Annotated in this window: 16 protein-coding genes; 8 read left to right on the forward strand and 8 right to left on the reverse strand. The window is 48.6% G+C overall.

The window, feature by feature from the left end:
* Positions 1 to 42: 42 nt before the first annotated feature.
* From msrB to OP864_RS04020, 5 genes are all read right to left on the reverse strand, one after another.
* Positions 43 to 570: a peptide-methionine (R)-S-oxide reductase MsrB gene (gene msrB, locus OP864_RS04000; RefSeq protein WP_270100008.1), complete on the reverse strand. Its 528-nt coding sequence runs from the start codon at positions 568 to 570 to the stop codon at positions 43 to 45.
* A 1-nt stretch (position 571) separates the two neighbouring features.
* The gene (locus tag OP864_RS04005; protein ID WP_270100009.1) at positions 572 to 1,036 is read right to left on the reverse strand and encodes a sterol desaturase family protein; all 465 of its coding nucleotides are present in this window, start codon (positions 1,034 to 1,036) and stop codon (positions 572 to 574) included.
* Positions 1,037 to 1,267: 231 nt separating this feature from the next.
* Positions 1,268 to 1,936 carry a carotenoid biosynthesis protein gene (locus OP864_RS04010; protein WP_270100010.1) on the reverse strand — a complete coding sequence of 223 codons (669 nt, stop codon included), beginning with the start codon at positions 1,934 to 1,936 and terminating at the stop codon, positions 1,268 to 1,270.
* The gene (gene crtD, locus OP864_RS04015) at positions 1,937 to 3,421 is read right to left on the reverse strand and encodes a 1-hydroxycarotenoid 3,4-desaturase CrtD (RefSeq protein WP_270100011.1); all 1,485 of its coding nucleotides are present in this window, start codon (positions 3,419 to 3,421) and stop codon (positions 1,937 to 1,939) included.
* Positions 3,422 to 4,324: a histone deacetylase family protein gene (locus OP864_RS04020; protein ID WP_270100012.1), complete on the reverse strand. Its 903-nt coding sequence runs from the start codon at positions 4,322 to 4,324 to the stop codon at positions 3,422 to 3,424.
* A gap of 1,200 nt (positions 4,325 to 5,524) precedes the next feature.
* Here OP864_RS04020 and OP864_RS04025 point away from each other — a divergent pair.
* The 4 genes from OP864_RS04025 to OP864_RS04040 all read left to right on the forward strand — a co-directional run bounded on the left by OP864_RS04025 (position 5,525) and on the right by OP864_RS04040 (position 10,915).
* On the forward strand, positions 5,525 to 6,496 hold the full coding sequence (locus tag OP864_RS04025) for a DUF4249 domain-containing protein (protein WP_270100013.1): 972 nt from the start codon (positions 5,525 to 5,527) through the stop codon (positions 6,494 to 6,496).
* An 87-nt stretch (positions 6,497 to 6,583) separates the two neighbouring features.
* Positions 6,584 to 7,585 (forward strand): type IX secretion system protein PorG, encoded by a 1,002-nt coding sequence (porG, locus tag OP864_RS04030; RefSeq protein WP_270100014.1) that lies wholly within the window; start codon positions 6,584 to 6,586, stop codon positions 7,583 to 7,585.
* 343 nt (positions 7,586 to 7,928) lie between these two features.
* Complete coding sequence (locus OP864_RS04035) at positions 7,929 to 9,203, forward strand: 3-phosphoshikimate 1-carboxyvinyltransferase (RefSeq protein ID WP_270100015.1); 1,275 nt, start codon at positions 7,929 to 7,931, stop codon at positions 9,201 to 9,203.
* Between the two features lie 62 nt (positions 9,204 to 9,265).
* On the forward strand, positions 9,266 to 10,915 hold the full coding sequence (locus OP864_RS04040; protein WP_270100016.1) for an McrB family protein: 1,650 nt from the start codon (positions 9,266 to 9,268) through the stop codon (positions 10,913 to 10,915).
* 409 nt (positions 10,916 to 11,324) lie between these two features.
* On the opposite strand, the gene OP864_RS04045 is transcribed toward OP864_RS04040, so the two are convergent.
* Positions 11,325 to 13,118 carry an ABC transporter substrate-binding protein gene (locus OP864_RS04045; protein WP_270100017.1) on the reverse strand — a complete coding sequence of 598 codons (1,794 nt, stop codon included), beginning with the start codon at positions 13,116 to 13,118 and terminating at the stop codon, positions 11,325 to 11,327.
* A 69-nt stretch (positions 13,119 to 13,187) separates the two neighbouring features.
* Between OP864_RS04045 and OP864_RS04050 the strand changes: the two genes are divergently transcribed.
* Positions 13,188 to 14,111, forward strand: coding sequence for a TIGR01777 family oxidoreductase (locus OP864_RS04050; RefSeq protein WP_270100018.1), 924 nt, complete (start codon positions 13,188 to 13,190; stop codon positions 14,109 to 14,111).
* A gap of 58 nt (positions 14,112 to 14,169) precedes the next feature.
* Here OP864_RS04050 and OP864_RS04055 read toward each other — a convergent pair whose 3' ends face one another.
* Positions 14,170 to 15,606 (reverse strand): hypothetical protein, encoded by a 1,437-nt coding sequence (locus tag OP864_RS04055; protein ID WP_270100019.1) that lies wholly within the window; start codon positions 15,604 to 15,606, stop codon positions 14,170 to 14,172.
* Between the two features lie 341 nt (positions 15,607 to 15,947).
* Between OP864_RS04055 and OP864_RS04060 the strand changes: the two genes are divergently transcribed.
* Positions 15,948 to 16,715, forward strand: coding sequence for a 7-carboxy-7-deazaguanine synthase QueE (locus tag OP864_RS04060; RefSeq protein ID WP_270100020.1), 768 nt, complete (start codon positions 15,948 to 15,950; stop codon positions 16,713 to 16,715).
* Positions 16,716 to 16,931: 216 nt separating this feature from the next.
* On the opposite strand, the gene OP864_RS04065 is transcribed toward OP864_RS04060, so the two are convergent.
* Positions 16,932 to 17,840 carry a PASTA domain-containing protein gene (locus tag OP864_RS04065; protein WP_270100021.1) on the reverse strand — a complete coding sequence of 303 codons (909 nt, stop codon included), beginning with the start codon at positions 17,838 to 17,840 and terminating at the stop codon, positions 16,932 to 16,934.
* Between the two features lie 156 nt (positions 17,841 to 17,996).
* On the opposite strand from OP864_RS04065, the gene ruvX reads away from it, so the two are divergent.
* Together ruvX and def are read left to right on the forward strand one after the other, a co-directional pair.
* A complete protein-coding gene (gene ruvX, locus OP864_RS04070; RefSeq protein ID WP_270100022.1) occupies positions 17,997 to 18,407 on the forward strand; it encodes a Holliday junction resolvase RuvX in 411 nt (136 codons plus the stop codon).
* A 37-nt stretch (positions 18,408 to 18,444) separates the two neighbouring features.
* Positions 18,445 to 19,002: a peptide deformylase gene (def, locus tag OP864_RS04075; protein ID WP_002659672.1), complete on the forward strand. Its 558-nt coding sequence runs from the start codon at positions 18,445 to 18,447 to the stop codon at positions 19,000 to 19,002.
* The last annotated feature ends 7 nt before the right edge of the window (positions 19,003 to 19,009 follow it).

The following is a 19,009-nucleotide window of genomic DNA, read 5'->3' on the forward strand; positions in this document are numbered from 1 at the left end:
GTATTAAAAATGCCGCTCCTTTTTAGGAGCGGCATTTTTTCTTTACTTCTTTTGCTCGACAAACTGCAAACAGGCCGAGTTAATACAATAACGCAAGCCCGTTGGCTTGGGCCCATCGTCAAAAACATGGCCCAAATGGCTCTTACAACGGGGACAATGAATTTCGATCTGCTTACCCGTCCAGCCATACTCTTCTTGGGCCTCAATATTTTTGGGATCAAAAATATCCCAGAAGCTAGGCCAGCCCGAACCCGAATCAAACTTATGGGCCGATTTAAAAAGGGGAAGCGCACAAGCCTTACAGCAATAGGTCCCTTCCTTTTTATTATCCAGCAAGGCGCCTGTAAAGGCACGCTCGGTCCCTTTTTGGCGAAGGATTTTATACTCTAGCTCGGTCAGTTGGTTTTGCCATTCCGCCTCCGACTTTTCAATGGTTTTGCCATCAAAAATGAGTTGGGGGTCAATCAGGCTATCATTGGCCATTTTGCTGGCTTCTTGGCCCTTAACGGCCGTGCCGCAGCTCGTTAGACTGAGGCCAAAAGCGATAAGAATACAGATTATCCAAGGCATATTACTTCTTTTTTTTGCGAAAATATTTGGGATGCACCAGCAAGAGGCCAAAAGAAACGCCATCCTCTTTTTCCTGTTTGGCATGATGAGCGCCATGGGCACGCAAAATCCCTCTAGAATACCAGCCATCCAATTGTTTAAACCATTTGAAGCGTTGGTGTATATATACGTCATGGATCAGGAAATAGATCAGCCCATAAATGGAAATGCCCACGCCCACAAAAAAGAGCAGAAAATAGCCCGGTACAGCCGAGCCAATAATATAAGAGGCCGCACTAGGGACCGCAAAAACCAAAAAGAAGAGATCATTTTTCTCAAAAAAGCCTTCTACCTCATGAGGCTTATGATGGTCTTCATGCCAAATCCATAAGAGGCCGTGCATGAGGTACTTATGGGCCAACCAGGCCACAAATTCCATGGCGATGACGCTAGCAAGCGTAATTAAGGTATAGAGTAAAATCTGCATACTAAAGGTATTATGAGAAAGTGGAAATTATCTGCTCCAAAAGCGGGCGAAGCCCGCTACGGCCTAGCGATGTGCAGCAGTGGCCGAAGGCCAGACCCAGGCGGCGAAGCCGCCGCAGGGCCGAGCGAACAGCGAGCTGCGAAACGACAACAAGGACTTTAGTCCGCAGTTCGACGACCGAAGGGAGTAACCGCCGACGACCGAAGGGAGGCGGAGGCCCCAAAAAAAGAACTACATCAATAAAAAGAGGTAGATCCAGAGAAAGAAAACGAACTGCCAAAGAAACAAAAATTCGAGGGCGGGGTTGCGCCTAGGCCCCAAAAAATGGCCAAAAAAGAGCTGTAGACCAAAGGCGGCCAGCCACCAAACCGCATAATTTTGCCAAGGAGCCACCAGTAGGCTGTTGTAGGGCGTATTGCCCCAGCTCCACATATCGTAACGGACTGCGGCGGGCTCAATAAAGAGGTCGAGACTGACCATGAGGCTGGCCCCCAGCAGGCTGCGCAGCCAAAGCGGGCGGCTGGCGAAAAAGCGCAAAATGATCGAGCTAGAAGCATAGACCAGCATGGCCCAATTGAGGCCGATCATGAAAGGCGTGCCGCCCAACTGAGGGCCCAAAGTAGCGCCATAGCTATATTCTCCGAAGATGAGCCCCGTTTGCACCCCCGCCAATTCTAAAAACCAGCCGCCCCAATAGACCGCAAAAAGGGCCAAATAGAGTCGTTTGTCTTGCTGTTTTTCGGCCCAAAGGCAAAGGCCAAAAGTGGCTAATAAATTGAGTGGCGTGAGCCGCATAAATTCGGGATGCAAGGGCCAACTGACGCCCAGCAAGCCCACAGCATAGAGGCAGCAGAGCAGAATGAGCACCCAGTTTTGCTTTTGCGAATAGCTTAAGGACATCTATTTTAGGTTTTTAATGAGGTCTTCTGTGGCCAGCTTGGCCGATAAAAGGGCCAGCGGAATCCCGCCCCCAGGATGCACGCTGCCGCCCACAAAATAAAGGCCCGACAGCTGCCTAGAAAAGTTGGGATGACGGAAAAAAGCCGCCATGCTGTTGTTGGAGGAAGTGCCATATAAAGACCCCAAATGCGATTGGGTTTTCGCTTGAATGAGGGCGGGAGAAAGTAGCTCTTCCTCGACAATATGGGGTTGAACGGGACGGCCCAAAATGCGCTCTAGCTTTTGGAGAATCCGCTTTTTACTTTGGGCAATTAAGTCCTCCCAGTCTTGACCATCAAGTTGAGGGGCATTGATCATCACAAACCAATTTTCATGGCCCAAGGGGGCATCGCTTTGCTCTACTTTGGAGCTGATGTGAATGTAGACCGTAGGATCTTCATAAAGGCTTTTTTCCTCAAATAGTTGGCGGAACTCCTCTGGATAATTATCACTGAAAAAGATATTATGCACATCTAGTTCGGGAAAACTTTGGTCCATCCCCCAATAAAAAATGAGGGCCGAAGAAGACTTCGGTTGCTCCAAAATGCGCTTAGGCCTAGGCTGTTTGGGCAGCAAACGGTCGTAGGCAAAAAAGATATCCATATTGCAAACGACTTGATCGAAGACTAGTTCTTTTTGGCCAATTCTGATGCCTTTTACGGCTTTGTTTTGGACCAAAATCTCCTCTACTTTTTGTCCATAATGAAATTTCACCCCTAAATGTTCGGCCAAACGAACCAGCGAATGGCTAATTTCCTTCATACCGCCCTTGGGCATAAAGGCCCCAAAACCCTGTTCCAGATGCGGAATCAGACTCATGATACCTGGGGTTTTATAAGGACTAGAGCCATTATAAGTCGCATAGCGATTAAAGAGTTGGACCATTTTGGGATGCTGCTTTAGGCGCTTTTTATTCTCTTGGTCCAAAGAGCGATGCAGCCCTAGCCAAGGCATAGCCAAGACCCCCTTAAAGGTTTTCCAGCGCAAATAAGTGCTGAGTCGATGCAGTGATTTTTCGAGGAAAATGGGGGCCGTAGTTTCGTATCTAAAACGGGCCCAAGCCAGATAATCCTTAAGCGCTTGGGCGGGAAAGCCCAGTTTTTCTTCTACCTCTTGGCCATATTTATGAAGATCGGCATAGGCGGAAATAGACTGCCCATCTTCCCAAAAGTACTTACAAACCGTATCTAGGCGATGATAATCAAAGCCGAAATCTTTGGGGTTTTCGCCAGCTAGGGCAAAGAGTTCTTCTACATATTGGGGCATGGTAAAGAGGCTGGGCCCCGCATCAAAGCGGTAATCGCCTACTTGCAAATTGGAGAGTTTGCCGCCGGGGTAACTATTGGCCTCAAAGACCGCTACCCTATGGCCAGCGGCGGCTAGACGTACGGCCGCCCCAATGCCGCCAATGCCGGCGCCAATAATGGCAATATTTTGTTGATTCATTTAGCTGTAAATTTTTTGGGCCATTCGGTAAGTGTTTGCATGGGCCTCAATGATGTAGCGCAGTTGGGGCGAATAGCCGCCGCCCATACTGACCGCTACGGGAACGCCCGCCTTTTGGCAGCAGCTAAACACAAATTGGTCTCGCTGAGCGCAGGCATTTAAGCTTAGGCCCAAACGGCCCAACTTATCAGAGGCCAAGACATCTACGCCAGAGAGATAAAGGACCATATCTGGCCGAAGGCTTTCGAGCAAAGCGGGTAAATAATCGGCTAAAACCTGCAAATAAGGGCCGTCATCCATCAGATCGGGCAGGGCAATATCAAGGTCCGACCGCTCTTTGCGGAAAGGATAATTGGCCGCGGCATGCATAGAAAAGGTAAAAACCCTGGGCTCATTTTCGAAGATTTTGGCGCTGCCATTGCCTTGATGCACATCCAAATCGACAATGAGAATTTGCTGGGCCAGGCCTTGGTCCAAGAGATAATTGGCGGCAATCGCAAAGTCGTTGAGCAGACAAAAGCCCTCTCCATGGCTGGCATAGGCATGATGCGTGCCGCCTGCAATATTGAGCGAAACCCCATATTCTTGGGCCGCCAAGCAGCAATCAATGGTCCCTTGAGCAATCACTTTAGAGCGTTGGACCAATTTATCGGACATGGGAAAACCAATTTTACGGGCAGCTTTGGCCGAAATCGTTTGCTCTTTTAGGGAGTCCCAATAATCTTTGCTATGGGTGCGCAAAATCCATTCTTCGGCAATGGGTTGAGGGTGAAAAAAATTCTCTTCTTCCAGACAACCTTCATAAATGAGCTGCTGGGCCAATAGATCGTACTTGATCATAGGAAAGCGGTGGCCTTGGGGCAACTCGTAGCGGTAGATGGGCGAAAAAGCAACTTTTAACATTTCATTGATTCTTTGTTCTTAGAAAAGCAATTTAGGAAAAAAGTTTTGAGCCCTTGCTAATTTAATTTTTTAGGGGGGTGTTTTGGGGCCCGCGGCCAGCAAGCTGGCCGCCGCTATGCTGCGGGGCTCACAAGTCTGTTCGGCCCTGCAGCCGCCTGCGGCGGCTTTGGTCTGGCCTTCGGCCACCCCTCCGCAGCGCTGGGCCGCTCAGCGGTCTTTTTTCTTTGGGCCCTCTTCTTCGGCGGCTGAATTTAGGGCGTAGCCGCCTAGCTGGAGCTAAGAAAAAACTAGGTCGAACTAGGAATAGCTTAGGTCAAGCTAGCCAAACCTTAGGTTGAGCTAACTAAACCTTAGCTGGAGCTAGTAGCCGCTTAGGTCGAGCTAGGAAAGTATTAGCTGGAGCTAAGGAAAAGCTAGGTCGAGCTAGGAATAGCTTAGGTTGAGCTAGCCAAACCCTAGGTTGAGCTAGTGGCGCCTTAGGTCGAGCTAGGAATAGCTTAGGTTGAGCTAGCCAAATCCTAGGTTGAGCTAGTGGCGCCTTAGGTCGAGCTAAGAAAGTACTAGCTGGAGCTAACAAACAGCTAGGTCGAGCTAGGAATAGCTTAAGTCAAGCTAGCCAAACCCTAGGTTGAGCTAGTGGCGCCTTAGGTCGAGCTAAGAAAGTACTAGCTGGAGCTAACAAACAGCTAGGTCGAGCTAGGAATAGCTTAAGTCAAGCTAGCCAAACCCTAGGTTGAGCTAGTGGCGCCTTAGGTCGAGCTAACCAAACCCTAGCTGGAGCTAGTAGCCGCTTAGGTCGAGCTAGGAAAGTATTAACTCGAGCTAAGAAAAAGCTAGCTCGAGCTAGTAGCCGCTTAGGTTGAGCTAGGAAAACCCTAGCTCGAGCTAACAAAAAGTTAGCTCATTGGCCCTTAGCAATAAGTTCACTAAGTCAGTACTTTAACTTATTAGTAACAATTGGCCCCTTAGGCGGTTTAGCAGGCGGCGAAGCCGCCGCAGGCCTAGCGATGCGGCGGGGTGGCCCGCAGGGCCAGACCGAAGGCGAAACGAAGTGTAGCCTGAAGGGCCGAGCAGACCTGCGAGCCCCAAAGCGTAGCGCCGACGAGCGCAGCGAGGCGGAGGCCCCAAAAAAACAGAATAAAGCGACTTAGGCATCAACCTTTGGGTCTTGCAGATCGTTAAAGCGGTAAAAGAGAAAACATGCGAAACCAGCTCCCCATTTTTGCCTTGCTGCTCCTATTATTGGGCCTTGGCGCCTGCGAAGAAGAGTATACCCCCGAAGACGTTTTTGATGAGCCTCAACTAGTGGTAGAAGGCTATGTGGAATATGGGCCGGGGGCCCTGCCACCCTATGTTATTTTGACCCAAAGCTCGCCTTATATAGGAGATTTGAGCCCCGATCGGCTAGCCGAACTCTTTGTGCATGATGCCGACGTTCGGGTATCGGATGGAGAAAACGAAGTCCAACTGACCGAATTTTGCTTGGGCGATTTGGCGGCTTTGGATACGGCCGTGGCCCAAACCGTTGCCGAATTTTTGGGCTTGGGGGGCATTTCGGTCACCGAGCTAGAATACTGCATATATATAGACATCTTTGGCTTTTTGAACTTCTCGCCTTTAGAGATTGAGCCTGGGCGAAGCTACAGCCTAGTAGTTCGAGCGGGAGAAGATAGCGTTTCGGCCGTGACGACCTTAGCACCTTTGGTGGGTTTTGACAGCCTGTATTACGTCGATCATCCGGATTATCCAGAGAATGACTCTTTGGTTGAATTGCGGGCTTCGGTGACGGATCCTGCGGGAGAAGAAAACTACTATCGGGTATTTACCAAGCGGAATGAGGAGCCTTTTTATCCGCTTTTGGGCCAATCGGTTACGGATGATAAGATTTTTGATGGGCGGGTAGGTTTTGAAATCCCGGTACAGCGGGGGCAGTCCTTTGTTTCTGAATTTGATCTAGAAACGGCGGGCTATTATTGGCGGGGCGACACCGCCGTTGTTCGAGTAAGTAACATTGATTATCCGCATTTTCGGTTTTGGCAAACCTTCGAGTATAGTTCGGGCAGCCAGGGGCCTTTTGGCAATTATGTCCGCATTGAATCCAATATTCAGGGCGGCTTAGGCGTTTGGGGAGGACTACATTATGAGGATTATGAGCTGATTATTCCTCGTTAGTTGGAATTTGGCCAAGCCAGTTTAAAATTGTATTTTTAGATAGATTTGTCCCTATTCCCCTAGCCCGCCAATTCAAAAACTGCTTATATGAAAACACTATCACTCTTCTTTTTAGCCTTATCGCTTCCCTTTTTTGTTCAGGCTCAGCACAGTTGGGCTCGGCCTTATTTTGAGGTAGGCGCACAGCTAGGGACCTCTAGTTATTCGGGGGAGTTGGTCAACTCTATGCTCGATACCAAACACCTGCATTTGGCGGGAGGTATTTTTGCTCGCTACAACCTCAACCAGTATCTCAATTTTAGGTTACAGGCTAGCTACGGCAATATTTCGGGCAACGACCAAGATGCAAAAGAGCTACGCGACCAGATTCGGAACCTACATTTCCGCTCTCATATTTTTGAGGGAGCCTTGATGGCCGAAATCAACTTTATGGGCTACCATACTATGGGCCACAAAAAATTATTTTCTCCCTATGCCTTCATTGGTTTGGGCGTCTTCAACTACAACCCCAAGGCCAAGCACTTTGACCCCAACCGAGACGACGAATGGGTAGCGCTACAGCCCTTGGCCACCGAGGGACAGGGCAATCCCAACCTACCCAATAGAGATCCTTATGAGCTCACGCAGCTCTCTATTCCCATGGGTTTGGGGGTAAAATTTGCCGTTCATAGCCACCTCAATATTGGTTTTGAGATTGGCTTTCGCAAAACATTTACGGATTACCTAGATGATGTTTCTTTGAGTTATCCCTATGATGTGACCACCACTCCCGCCACCGCCCTCTACGATCAAAACCCTTATGATGGGGGCCAATTTGGCAACCTCTCGGAGCAGCAACTGATGTCTGACCGCACTTATGAGTACCTAGTGACCCAAGCTGGGGGCACCTTTGGGGCCGACTTTCCTACCCAAGATGCCTATGATGCAGCAGTAGCCGAAAGAGGGGGCCAAACCACTCGTGGCGATAAGGCCCAAGACTGGTACCTCATTACGGGAATCACTATTTCTTATAACTTTATTGACAACGGTTTGGTAGGCTCTCGCAAGCGCCGCCGCAAGCGCCAAGGCTGTAAATCAGCTCGTTTCTAAGCGCAAATAAAATCTAATCAATCAGCCTCCTTCCTTAAGAAGGGGGCTTTTTTTTGCCTAAACTATTCTATGCCTAGCTTGTTCTAATGATCCTTTATTTTTGGGGCGTTACTCCTTTCAGTCGTCGAACTGCGGCTTGCAGCCTTGTTGTCGCCTCGCTACGCTCGTCGGCGCTACGTTTACTCCCTACGGTCGTCGAACTGGCGCCCCTATAGGGGCTGGTTGTCGCAGCTCGCTCTTCGCTCGGCCCTGCGGCGGCTTTGCCGCCTTGGTCTGGCCTAACGGCCACTGCTGCACATCGCTAGGCCAGCCCGCCCCTATTGGGGTTTTTTCACTCCAAAAAATGCTCAATCTACCAATTATGCCTAAAAGTCGACTCTTAGAAGCGCCCAAAAGCTTGGCTGGCGCCCAATACATTCAGCTCAACAGCTCCAAAAGCATCAGCAATCGCTTATTGATTATTCAGGCGATTATGGGCCAATTGGCGCCCCCAAAAAGCTTATCTAGGGCCAAAGACAGCCAGAGCTTGGTCCGACTACTACAGCAAGAAGAGGAAGAAATACTAGATGCCGAAGATGCAGGGACCTGTTTTCGCTTTCTCACGGCCTACCTTTGTCTCAACAACAAAAAGCAAGTGCTCACGGGTTCGGCTCGGATGCTAGAGCGGCCTATTGGCCCCTTGGTAGAAGCCCTGCGTAGCTTGGGCGCCCAAATTGACTACTTGGGCCAAGAGGGCTATCCCCCCTTGCAGATTGGGGCCTCTAGTTGGAAGGACACAGAAGAAATGCCTAGCTTGCGCATAGATGGCGGCATCAGCAGCCAGTATATTTCGGCCCTCCTGCTTATTGCCCCTGCCCTACCGCAGGGACTAAAACTGCAACTAGAGGGGGAGATCATTTCTATGCCCTACATTCAGATGACCCTAGGCCTAATGGAGCAGTTTGGCATCGACTATCTGCAGGCGGGAAAAAGCTTTTTAATTGAGCCCCAAAACTACCAAGCTCCCCAAGAAGAATTTATTGTAGAAGGCGACTGGTCCGCGGCGGCCTACTACTATGCCTTAGTGGCCTTGGCCGAGCCTGGATTTAGCCTAAAGCTAGGGCAATTGCGGGCCAACTCCTTACAGGGAGATTCCGTCATTACCGAGCTGATGCAAAACTTGGGGGTAGTCAGTACATTTTTGCCCGAGGGACAGCTAAAGCTTCAAAAAACAGCGCAGCCGCTTCCTAAGGAACTGCGCTATGATTGTCGGCACTATCCCGATTTGGCCCAAACCCTAATGGCCATAGCAGCGGGCTTAGCTATTCCCTGCCAGCTTTTTGGTCTACAGAGTTTGCGCATCAAAGAGACCGACCGTTTGGCGGCCATGAAAAACGAGTTAGAAAAGCTAGGGGCCGTAGTAGAAATTGGAGATGACTGGATGCATATTAAGTCGGGAGTAAAAAGGGCCCAAAAAAAGCCCTTAATTAGTAGTTACAAAGACCATCGGATGCTCATGTCCTTGGCTCCCTTATCGCTTTTGCTTGGTCCATTAAAAATGGAGCAGCCCGAAGTTGTGGCCAAATCCTATCCCGATTTTTGGAGAGATTTGGGCCAATTGGGCTTTAAAATTGGCTAAAAGCAGTAAGTTTTGGCCTTAAACCTCTAGTTTTGGGCCTTGTACCAAGCAGTTTATAAGAGATGGCCATATTTAGTCCTTATGCGGAGCTCCTCCGCAACTTGATTCCCCAACTACAGAGCAGCCTAGCGAGCTATGCCGAGGCCGAGCGGCCTATTTTGGCAGCTCTCCTTGCGCAATGGGCCAGTTTTAAGGCCCTGCCCTTATTAGAAGAAGAGGAGATGCAGCTTTTGCGGGCGCAGTGGAAAAAGGGCGCGCAGTGGGGAGAAGAATTTGAGCAACTCTCTAGTTCTCTACAGGCTGTACATCTGCAACTGGGTTTATTATTGGCCGAGCTACAGCCCTCTTTTGCCCAAAAGCTAGAACTACAAAGCAAGGGGCCGGGGCTCAACCTTTGGCCCATGCAGCTCTCTTTTTGGGCCGAGCAGCTCCTGATTTACAAAAGAGACGGCAATGCCAAAGGCTTATCGGCCTCGGGGCAACTTTTGCTGGCCTATTTGGAGCAGCCCTTAAAGCGGCTACCTATTTTTAGGCAAAAAGCCCTCTCCTATATCCTCGATAGTTTTTTGGGGCCAGCGGCTAAGCAAAGCCTACTCTTAGATTTATTTAGTGAATTGGGGCTAAAGGCCAAGCTGGCCGAAAACTACCCCTTACTATTGGGCCAACTGCTCTTCTTGCCCCTGCTTCGGGAATTATGGGACAAACAATACGACAGCCTAGGCAAAGAGCAGATAGATGATTGGGAAGAAAGCCAATTGATTTATCATCGGGAGAAAGAGCGGCCCCTCAACCAGCTCTACTATGGGCCTTCTGCTTGTGGAAAAACCCGGGCCGCTCGTTTGGAAGCCTTGAGCATTTGCGAGGGGCTGCCTTTGGTCCAAATAGAGCAGTTATCGACGGAAGAGATAGAGCAGCGTTTGGAAGAACAGCGGCAGGCGGGGCATTTGGCCATGATTGCCTTTCATCCCGCCATGAGCTATGAAGACTTTATGGAAGGGCTAAAGCCTCAGATGCAAGGCAAGCAACTTCATTATGTATTAGAGGAAGGCTTATTTAAGCGCTTTGCCAAAGCCGCCTTGGCCCAGCCGCTCAAGCGTTTTGTGCTTATAATTGACGAATTGAACAGGGCCGAAGTGGGGGCGGTATTTGGGGAGCTCCTTTCTTTATTGAGTGCAGAAAACCGTTTGGGAGGAAAAGCCCCCATGCGGCTAGTTCTCCCCTACTCCAAAGCGACTTTTGCCCTGCCCGACAACCTCTATATTCTGGCCAGCATGAATGAGGGCGACCGCAGTCTACAATCCTTAGATTGGGCCTTGCGGAGGCGTTTTCATGCCATAGCGGTACGGCCAGAGCCGCAACTATTGGGTGATTGCCAAGGTGTTGATTTGGCTCGGCTACTACAGGCCCTCAACCAGCGGATTCGTTTGTATTTTTCGGCAGCGCAAGAGATTGGGCATGGCTACCTCTTAGGGATTCGGCAATTGGAGGAATTGAACCTTTGTTTTGCGCATCGGATTATTCCCTTATTGGAGAGCTACGCCTATGGCGACCTTCGTCTGTTGGGGCCTATTTTGGGACAAGCCTTTATAGAAAGGCGGCGCTTGGGGCATTCCTTGGCCTTTTATGGAGCCGAGCAGCAGGAAGAGCAATTTAGTTATCATCTTCGGTCTTTTCCGCTTGCAGCAAGCGCCTACAAACAACTATATGAGTAGGTTTTAATTGTAGGGACAAGAATGCTAAGCAAAATACCTATAGATAAACATTAGGTTTTATTCGCTATAAAAACCAAAGGAGCTATCTTAAATTTGAACTATGACCAAAGTAAATTTGGTTTTCATAGTGATAGTTTTTAGGGTTTAAGCTCTATGATAAGAGCTAAAGCATCAAGCTTGGGGGAGTTTGATGCTTTTTTTATGCCCCTAGGCCAAGGCTCATTAAAGGCCCGAAGGGCCTTTGGCCTAGCGATGTGCAGGGGTGGCCGAAGGCCAGACCGAAGCGCGCAGCGCTGAAGGGCCGAGCAGACCTGCGAGCCCCGAAACGTAGCGCCTGCCGCAGGCAGGAGGCCCCAAAAAACAAAAAAGCCCCTACTTCATCAGTAGAGGCTATATTATTTAGTGTTGTTTACTTCAGTTGGAAATCGGTCACCCGATAGCCTGGGCGGAGGGGGGAAGTTTCGATATCGGCGAAACGTTTGTGGATAGCGAAGCAGCTACTGGGCACACAGAGGAAGAGATAGGGTTGTTCTTCATGGATAATGGCTTGGGCGCGGAAATAGAGCTCCTTACGTTTTTGGGGATCGAGCGTAATGCGGATACTATCGATAATGCGGTCACATTCTTCATTTCGGAAGCCGATGCGGTTGCTGCCGCCATTTCGGTCTGAGGAAGAGTGCCAAGCCTGCTTAAGCTCGTCGAGATTGGGGCCTTGGGCCCAGGCCGAGCAGATGAGTTCGAACTCTCGGTTTTGGATATCCTTGACAAAGACGGGAAAATCGGCACTTTTGATTTTGATTTCGATACCTAGGGCTCGGGCTTCTCCTTGGAGGAGCAGTCCAATATTTTTGCGGATATCGTTGCCTTGATTATACTTAAACTCAAGGCTTAGCTTTTCTAGTTTTCCGTTGATGCGTTTATCTAGAATTCCGTCATTATCGGAATCGGTCCAGCCGGCTTCTGTCAAGAGTTCTTTAGCTCTTTCTGGGTCATAGCTAAAGGGTTTAATCTGGTCATTATAGTGCTCCTTTTGGGGGTTGATCGGGCCGACGGTTTCGGTGGCTAGGCCTTCAAAGAGGACATCAATAATTTCTTGGCGGTTAATGATATGGGAGAGCGCTTGGCGGAGTTTTTTATCTTTTAGCTTAGGGTTGCGCAGATTGATTCCGATATAATAGTAGCCAAAAACGGGGGGCGAAGAGAGCTCAAAAAGATTTTGGAACTCTTGATCTTCTTTTAGGGCCTTAAACTTGACGGGTTTGATATTGTGTAGGACATCAATTTCCTCATTTCGGGCCACGGTAATAGCGGTACTGGGGTCATTGACCACTTTGTGAATAATTTTTGTGGGATAAGCGACTAGCATGGGGTTTTTGGCCTCATTACCCCACCAATTTTCTTTGCGTTCGAGGATAATATGTTGGCCGTTGCTCCATTCTACAAAGCGGTAAGGGCCAGATCCGACCACTGTTTCCTTACTAAACTTGGGGCTATTAAAATTTTGGGCAAATCGTTCGAGGTTTGCATTTTTGTTGGCGGCTTCATAATCCATCTGGTTGAGTTCGGCCAGGCTTACCTTTTTCATTAGGCCTTCGGGGTCATAGACATACTCGGGCATAATGTGCATATCGCCGGCAGATTCTTCGGCGATAAAGTAGCGTTGTTTAGAGAAGATAGTAAATTCTCTTTCGTTATTGGGGGAAATATAGATCGAGTCGATAAACTCATAATAGGGGCGTCGGCTACCCGATTCTACTAGGGGGTTTTTGATTGCTTTGATGGTAAAGAGATAATCATAGGCCGTAACGGCTTGGCCGTTATCCCATTTGGCGTCGGGTCTAATCTCGAAGTGTAGCGACATACCGCCGGCATAGGGGCCTTCTTCTAGTTCTCTGACATCGGGCATTTTGAGGGCGAGTTGGGGCACTAATTTGAGATCTTCGGGGTGAAACTCCAACAAGCGAGAGAATATGTTGTTCTGAATATAAGTAGCTGCGGCCCCTTGAGAGGTTACAGGATTTAAGCCATCGGGGTCATCTAGTTCCCAGACCGTTACGGAAGGATCCTTCATTTTATTGCTACTTTGGCTTTCCTTTACTTCCTGATCGGCTTCTCCGTTTGTTTCGGGAGAGGAAGGCTGGCAACTGCCAAAACATAAACTTAGCCCGAGCAGGCCTAAGATTGTTTTTTTTCTGATATTCATATTGGTCATTATAGTTGTGTAAATTGAAGAAAATTGTTTGTTAACGGGGCGCTTAAAGATATAAAAATAATGAGTAGAATTTTAATAACGGGAGGCAGCGGTCTCATTGGTCAAGAACTTTGTAAGCTCCTACATCAGCAGGGCTTTGAGCCAATTTTGCTCAGTCGGAATCCGACTAAAATCACGCAATGGACGGCCTTTGAGTGGGATTTGGATCGGGGCTGGGTAGATCCTCAGCTTTTTGATCAGCCGATTGACTACCTCATTCATTTGGCGGGGGCGGGCATTGCTGATGCGAGATGGAGTGATCAGCGAAAGCAATTGATCATTGACAGTCGGAGCCAAAGCCTAAAGATATTGGCCCAAGCCTTTAGGGAGGCTAGGCAAGAGCTCAAAGCCTTTATTTCGGCTTCGGCGGTAGGGATTTATGGAGATCGGGGGAATGAGGTCTTATCGGAAGAGTCGGCCATTCATAAAGAGCGAAAAGACGACTTTTTGGTGCGGAGTTGTATTGCTTGGGAAGATGCCGCCAAGGCATTTGAGGGATTAACAGCTCGGATCAGTCATCTTCGGATAGGCATTGTGCTTTCGACTCGGGGGGGCGCATTGGCCAAAATGCTCCCTTCTTATCAGTTTCATTTGGGCGCTTATTTTGGCGATGGCGAGCAATACTACCCTTGGGTACATATCAGCGATCTTTGTCGGATGTTCTTGTTCCTCATTCAGCAGGGAAAGGCTGGCGTTTATAATGGGGTGGGGCCAGATCCCGTACAAAATAAGACAATGGCGCATATTTTAGCTAAGGCAACTGGAAAAAAATCCTTGATTCTGCCTGCTCCTCGCTTTGCGCTGCGTTTGGCCATGGGGGAAATGGCCAATGTGGTCCTTTATTCGGCCAGGGTGCTTCCTAAGCGGCTAGAAGAAGAAGGCTTTAAGCATCGGTACCGAGATTTGCAAGCGGCCTTAGTAGAGCTGATAGAAAACAAGCGTTAAACAAAAAGCGAGCTGTCGATAAATCGACAGCTCGCTTTGCTTTTGGTCCTTGGCCCATTTACTTACGCACCTGACTGGCGTCAATGGGTAAATCTGGAGAGTAGACCATAATATCGTTGCATACTCCAGAAGACAAACGCTGGGCAAAACCATTGTACTTATTGCCCTTAAAGAGCTTATGGATACGTACATAAGTTGCTCCTGGGTTGGCGCTTTTCCCTTTGGGGTCTAGCTTGAAGGTAAAGGTTTTATCCCAGAGCTTACGCTCTTTTCTAGGGAGGTCGGCATAGTTATCTGGCTTAAACTTAAGGGTCACCACATATTCCTTATAGCCAAATAGGCTTTCCACTTCGGTGGGGCCTTCTTCTACAGAGATGACCTTGATTGTGCCCGAGATTTTCTCTTCATAGACACAGCTTTCTCTACGGATTTCGTTGGTTACCTGCTCTCGAATAGCGGCCTTACGGGCCTCTAGGGCTGCTTTTTCTGCGGCCAATTTCTCGGCTAGTTCATCTCGCAGTTCTTCTTCTTTGGCCTTAATTTCCTTACGGCGTTGCTCTTCTAATCTCTTGCGTTCTTTGGCGGCCTGTTTTTCGCGCTTAATAGCGTTTTTCTGGTCCAATTCGGCTTGTTTGGCGGCTTCAGCCTTGGCTTTGGCGCGCTCTTCTTTTTCAATTTGCGCCCGCAAAGCGTCTAGATCCATTTCGTCGGGGCTTTTTGCAATGCCCTCCTTTTCGCGGAGTTCGGCCTCTACTTTTTTGCGCAATTCTTCTTCAGAAGGCAAATTCAGGTCTACTTCAGGCTCTTCCTCTTTGGGATCCTCTTCCTCTTTGGGATCCTCTTCTTTTGGTCCTTCTTCCTCTTTGGGCTGTTCTTCTGGAGCAGTTTCTGGGGGACGGTTTCCGCTGGCCTGAGTGGCTGCTTCTTCGGCCATAGCAATGCCCTTGGCTTCATTTACTTCCTTCTCTTTTTTATAGAGTTTTTCGGCAGCAATTTGAATTTTATAGGCCTTGATGCTATCCTGTGCCTCAAACAAATCATTAGGGATCCCCATTGACTTATAGGTATATTGTTCACGGCAGGTTTTATCATCGGTCTGCAAAAATTCCATGGCAAATTTTTGGCCCTTATGCACATAATAGTGCTTAAGGTATTTAGGGCCAACAGGCAGGCGGTCATAGCCACTTCGCAAGAAAAAGTCAAAGCTATTCTCGCCAAAATCAGCCATTAGTTGCTGCCCTTTTTCCATGGGCGTAAATTTAAATTTCACGCTGTATTCATCATAGCCCAAAGCACTTTCTGACTTGCTCCGCGTCTTTTCTACTTCCGTAATTTCCGCCAAGCCTTTTAGCACTTCATACTCGCAACCTTGCACGGTCCGAACTTCATTATTGTTTCTATAGCTCGCTTTTTTTGCCGACTGCGCCCAAAGTCCAGAGGTCTGAACAAGCAAGAGCAGCAAAAAACTGGCTATCCATAAGGGTGATTTTCTCATACCAATACATTTTATTATCCAAGTGAATCTAAACTAAAGATGCGCTAAACTTCTTCTATAAGAACAGGATGCACCACTTTTCTTTTTGGTTGTTATCTGATCCCAAAATTACTAATTTGTAAGCATTTTATCGGCTTCAGTTATTTTTTTTGTTTTTTTGGGGCCTCCGCTGCGGCTTCGCCTTGCGGCGCTATGTTTCGGGGCTCGCAGGTCTGCTCGGCCCTGCGCCAAATTCGCTACGCTCATTTGGCTGGGTCTGCGGCTTCGCCGCCCCCCTCCACATCGCTAGGCCAATTGGTCCCGCCCTACCCTATCTTTTTTAGCTAAAATCTTCTCCGATCATGTCTACTACGCCCAATTTACTTGCCGTTAGCGAATACTTTTACAGCCTTCAGGGAGAGGGCCAAACGATGGGAGTGCCAGCCATTTTTCTCCGCCTCTCGGGCTGCAACCTCATTTGTGGGGGCAAAGGGGCCGAAAAAGACGGCCAACTGCATGATGGCGCTAGCTGGATTTGCGACACGATGGAGGTCTGGATGAAGGGCGAAAGCCTTCCCTTTGCCCAATTGCTGCAGCGCCTAGACGATGAGTTGCAATTTAGCCAGCGCCTAGCCCAGGGGGTGCATTTGGTCATTACGGGAGGAGAACCGCTCTTGCAAGATAAGCGCATTGCGGCCTTTTTGGCCTTTGTAGAAGCAGAGCGGCAAGGACTTCGTCCTATTATTGAGGTAGAAACCAATGGTTGTTTTCTGCCCTCTGCTCCCCTATTAGAAAGGGTCAGTTACTGGAATTGTTCCCCAAAACTCCAAAACTCGGGCATGCCAGCCAAAAAACGCATTGTTCCTAAGGCCCTAAAGGGCTTGGCCCAAGAATCTGGAACCATCTTTAAGTTTGTGATCGCTCAAGCTAGTGACTTTGAAGAAATACAAAGCGATTTCTTAGACAAAGGCCTCCTCAAAAAGGAGCAATTGGTCCTTATGCCCGCTGCCGATAGCCTAGCCGCCTTGCTCGAACGCAATAAAATGGTGGCCGAAATTTGTATTCGGGAGCAAATTAGAATGTGTAGCCGCCTACATGTAGAAATTTGGGACCAACTAACAGGCGTTTAAAAAAAAATTGGCCCAAGGCGGGTCGGCCCTTTGGCCGAAGGCCAAACGGCCTAGCGATGCGGCGGGGTGGCCGTCAGGCCAGACCAAGGAGCCGAAGGCGACGCAGGGCCGAGCAGACCTGCGAGCCCCAAAGCGTAGCGCCGCAAGGCGAAGCCGCAGCGGAGGCCCCAAAAAAATAGCCTCCTAGTCATGATATCTAGCAGGCTATTTCGGTAACTATTGGCCAACTCCGCCAAAATCATCGTCAAAGGTATCTCCATTGCTGGACTCATCTTGCTGTTCAAACTCTTGGCAGACCTCTGGTTTTTCGGCCAGCAGCCAGATGTCAATTCCGGCGCCCATACTGGCCCGAGAAGCGGCAGAAGGCGACTGTCGGACCACATAAGCATTCATAGTATCGATGATATTTGGGCCATAGCTCACCGTGCCCAAATAAAAAGCATTGCCCTTAATGATAAACTCGGCTTCTGAGAAGGTTTTGCAGCTCAGGTCGGGGACCAATTTTTTGCCGCTATCTTTTCCTTTATAGAGCTCTAGGTCTACTTTATCGCCTTGTTTGAGCTGATAGGGTTGCTTGGGTCGGCGTTCTCCCTTACTGGGGTCGGCCTCCTTAAAGATCAGGGTTTTATCTTTGGTATAAGCGGCGGCCACCGTATTTTCTCCGCCTCCATCTACATACTTCAGTTGGCCAATTTTTAGGCCGAGCGCCTTAAATTTCTTCTCGACAAAATTGAGCGGGCGGCCAATAATCTCATTATAATAAATATTGACGGGGGGAGCGCTATTGGCGTTTACGGTCAGGTAGATGCTTCGGTTGGGCTTCACTCGGCTATTGGCCTCAGGCGATTGCTTGAGGATAATGCCAGGATTTCGTTTTGCGTTATAAATCGTATCGGTAACCACCAGGCGGAGCTTTCGGCTTTTGAGTTGTCGCTCGGCATTTTTGACCGAAAGGCCTTTAATATCGGGTACTTCAATAGACTCATTATGGCGGGTATAAGAGGGGAGAATGAGCCAAAAGAGCAGGACAAAGCTCAGCAGCGCAATGCCAATCATCATCCCCATATTCTTGAGGAAGAGCTTAGAGCTTAGAAAATAGTATAAAAACTTAAAAAAAGATTTCATGAGAATGAGGACTTAGAAGGTTTAAATCAGGCTCAAAAATAGAACTTATTTTTGGTCCAGTCCAACTTTTTTCTTCCTTGTTTATCGGCCCAAAGAATCTGCCGGCCAACCAAAGCCCTACAAAATTGTTTTAGGAAAAATACTTATCTTGGCGGCATGGCAAGAATAATGGCATTAGATTACGGAAAAAGACGCTCGGGTTTGGCCACCACCGACCCCCTACAACTGATTGCTTCTCCACTTTGTACAGTGGCCACAGAGGAGCTATATGACTACCTTTGCAACTATTTGCAAGAAGAAGAGGTAGAGGCTTTGGTGGTGGGCCAAGTGCTCCAAAAAGATGGGCAGCCTGTCCCGCAAGAGGCCCAAATTTTGGAATTTATTGCAAAGTTGCAAAAGCGCTTTCCCAACTTAGCGGTACACCGCCAGGATGAACACTTTACCTCTCAGATGGCCAAAGAGGTCATCCGTTTTTCGGTCAAGAAAAAGAAAAAGCGCCAAGAAAAAGGCCTAGTCGACCAAGTAAGTGCCGCCATTATCTTGCAAGAATATATGGGATTTCTTTAAGAGGCTCGGCCTCCATTTGATTGATGTATACAACAGTATGAAATTAGCAATTTATGCCTACGGGCATCCTGTCTTGCGCAAAGAGTGCCAAGAAATAGAAAACAACTCTAAGGGCCTAGAAGAGCTCATCGAAAACATGTGGGAAACCATGTACCATGCAGGTGGCATGGGGATTGCAGCCCCACAGGTGGGCCAAAGCCTTCGCCTCTTTTTAGTAGATACCCTACAACTAGATGAAGAAAAAAATGGCGAAAAAGGCCTGAAAGAGGTCTTTATCAACCCCATTATTATTGAGGAAGCTGGTAAGCCTTGGACCTATGAGGAGGGCTGCCTAAGTATTCCCAATATTCACGGAAAAGTGAAGCGAAAAGCCCAAGTTCGCATCGAATACTACGACCAAAACTTTGAACTCAAAGAAAAGGTATTTGATGGCCTCAATGCTCGGGTTATCCAACATGAGTATGACCATATCGAGGGGGTGCTATTTACCGACTACCTCTCGCCAATGAAGAAAAGAATGCTCAAAAAGCGGCTCGATAAAATTCAGACGGGCGATATCCCGCGCCGCTATAAAATGGTTTTTGCCCGCCGCTAATCTAAAA

This window comes from Saprospira grandis (genome assembly GCF_027594745.1).
GTDB classification, from domain to species: Bacteria; Bacteroidota; Bacteroidia; order Chitinophagales; family Saprospiraceae; genus Saprospira; species Saprospira grandis.

What these genes read in the sequence shown, in the direction of transcription:
- msrB (WP_270100008.1), bottom strand. Translation starts at nt 570, where the DNA reads ATGCCTTGGATAATCTGTATTCTTATCGCTTTTGGCCTCAGTCTAACG.
- OP864_RS04005 (WP_270100009.1), bottom strand. Translation starts at nt 1,036, where the DNA reads ATGCAGATTTTACTCTATACCTTAATTACGCTTGCTAGCGTCATCGCC.
- OP864_RS04010 (WP_270100010.1), bottom strand. Translation starts at nt 1,936, where the DNA reads ATGTCCTTAAGCTATTCGCAAAAGCAAAACTGGGTGCTCATTCTGCTC.
- crtD (WP_270100011.1), bottom strand. Translation starts at nt 3,421, where the DNA reads ATGAATCAACAAAATATTGCCATTATTGGCGCCGGCATTGGCGGCATT.
- OP864_RS04020 (WP_270100012.1), bottom strand. Translation starts at nt 4,324, where the DNA reads ATGTTAAAAGTTGCTTTTTCGCCCATCTACCGCTACGAGTTGCCCCAA.
- OP864_RS04025 (WP_270100013.1), top strand. Translation starts at nt 5,525, where the DNA reads ATGCGAAACCAGCTCCCCATTTTTGCCTTGCTGCTCCTATTATTGGGC.
- porG (WP_270100014.1), top strand. Translation starts at nt 6,584, where the DNA reads ATGAAAACACTATCACTCTTCTTTTTAGCCTTATCGCTTCCCTTTTTT.
- OP864_RS04035 (WP_270100015.1), top strand. Translation starts at nt 7,929, where the DNA reads ATGCTCAATCTACCAATTATGCCTAAAAGTCGACTCTTAGAAGCGCCC.
- OP864_RS04040 (WP_270100016.1), top strand. Translation starts at nt 9,266, where the DNA reads ATGGCCATATTTAGTCCTTATGCGGAGCTCCTCCGCAACTTGATTCCC.
- OP864_RS04045 (WP_270100017.1), bottom strand. Translation starts at nt 13,118, where the DNA reads ATGAATATCAGAAAAAAAACAATCTTAGGCCTGCTCGGGCTAAGTTTA.
- OP864_RS04050 (WP_270100018.1), top strand. Translation starts at nt 13,188, where the DNA reads ATGAGTAGAATTTTAATAACGGGAGGCAGCGGTCTCATTGGTCAAGAA.
- OP864_RS04055 (WP_270100019.1), bottom strand. Translation starts at nt 15,606, where the DNA reads ATGAGAAAATCACCCTTATGGATAGCCAGTTTTTTGCTGCTCTTGCTT.
- OP864_RS04060 (WP_270100020.1), top strand. Translation starts at nt 15,948, where the DNA reads ATGTCTACTACGCCCAATTTACTTGCCGTTAGCGAATACTTTTACAGC.
- OP864_RS04065 (WP_270100021.1), bottom strand. Translation starts at nt 17,840, where the DNA reads ATGAAATCTTTTTTTAAGTTTTTATACTATTTTCTAAGCTCTAAGCTC.
- ruvX (WP_270100022.1), top strand. Translation starts at nt 17,997, where the DNA reads ATGGCAAGAATAATGGCATTAGATTACGGAAAAAGACGCTCGGGTTTG.
- def (WP_002659672.1), top strand. Translation starts at nt 18,445, where the DNA reads ATGAAATTAGCAATTTATGCCTACGGGCATCCTGTCTTGCGCAAAGAG.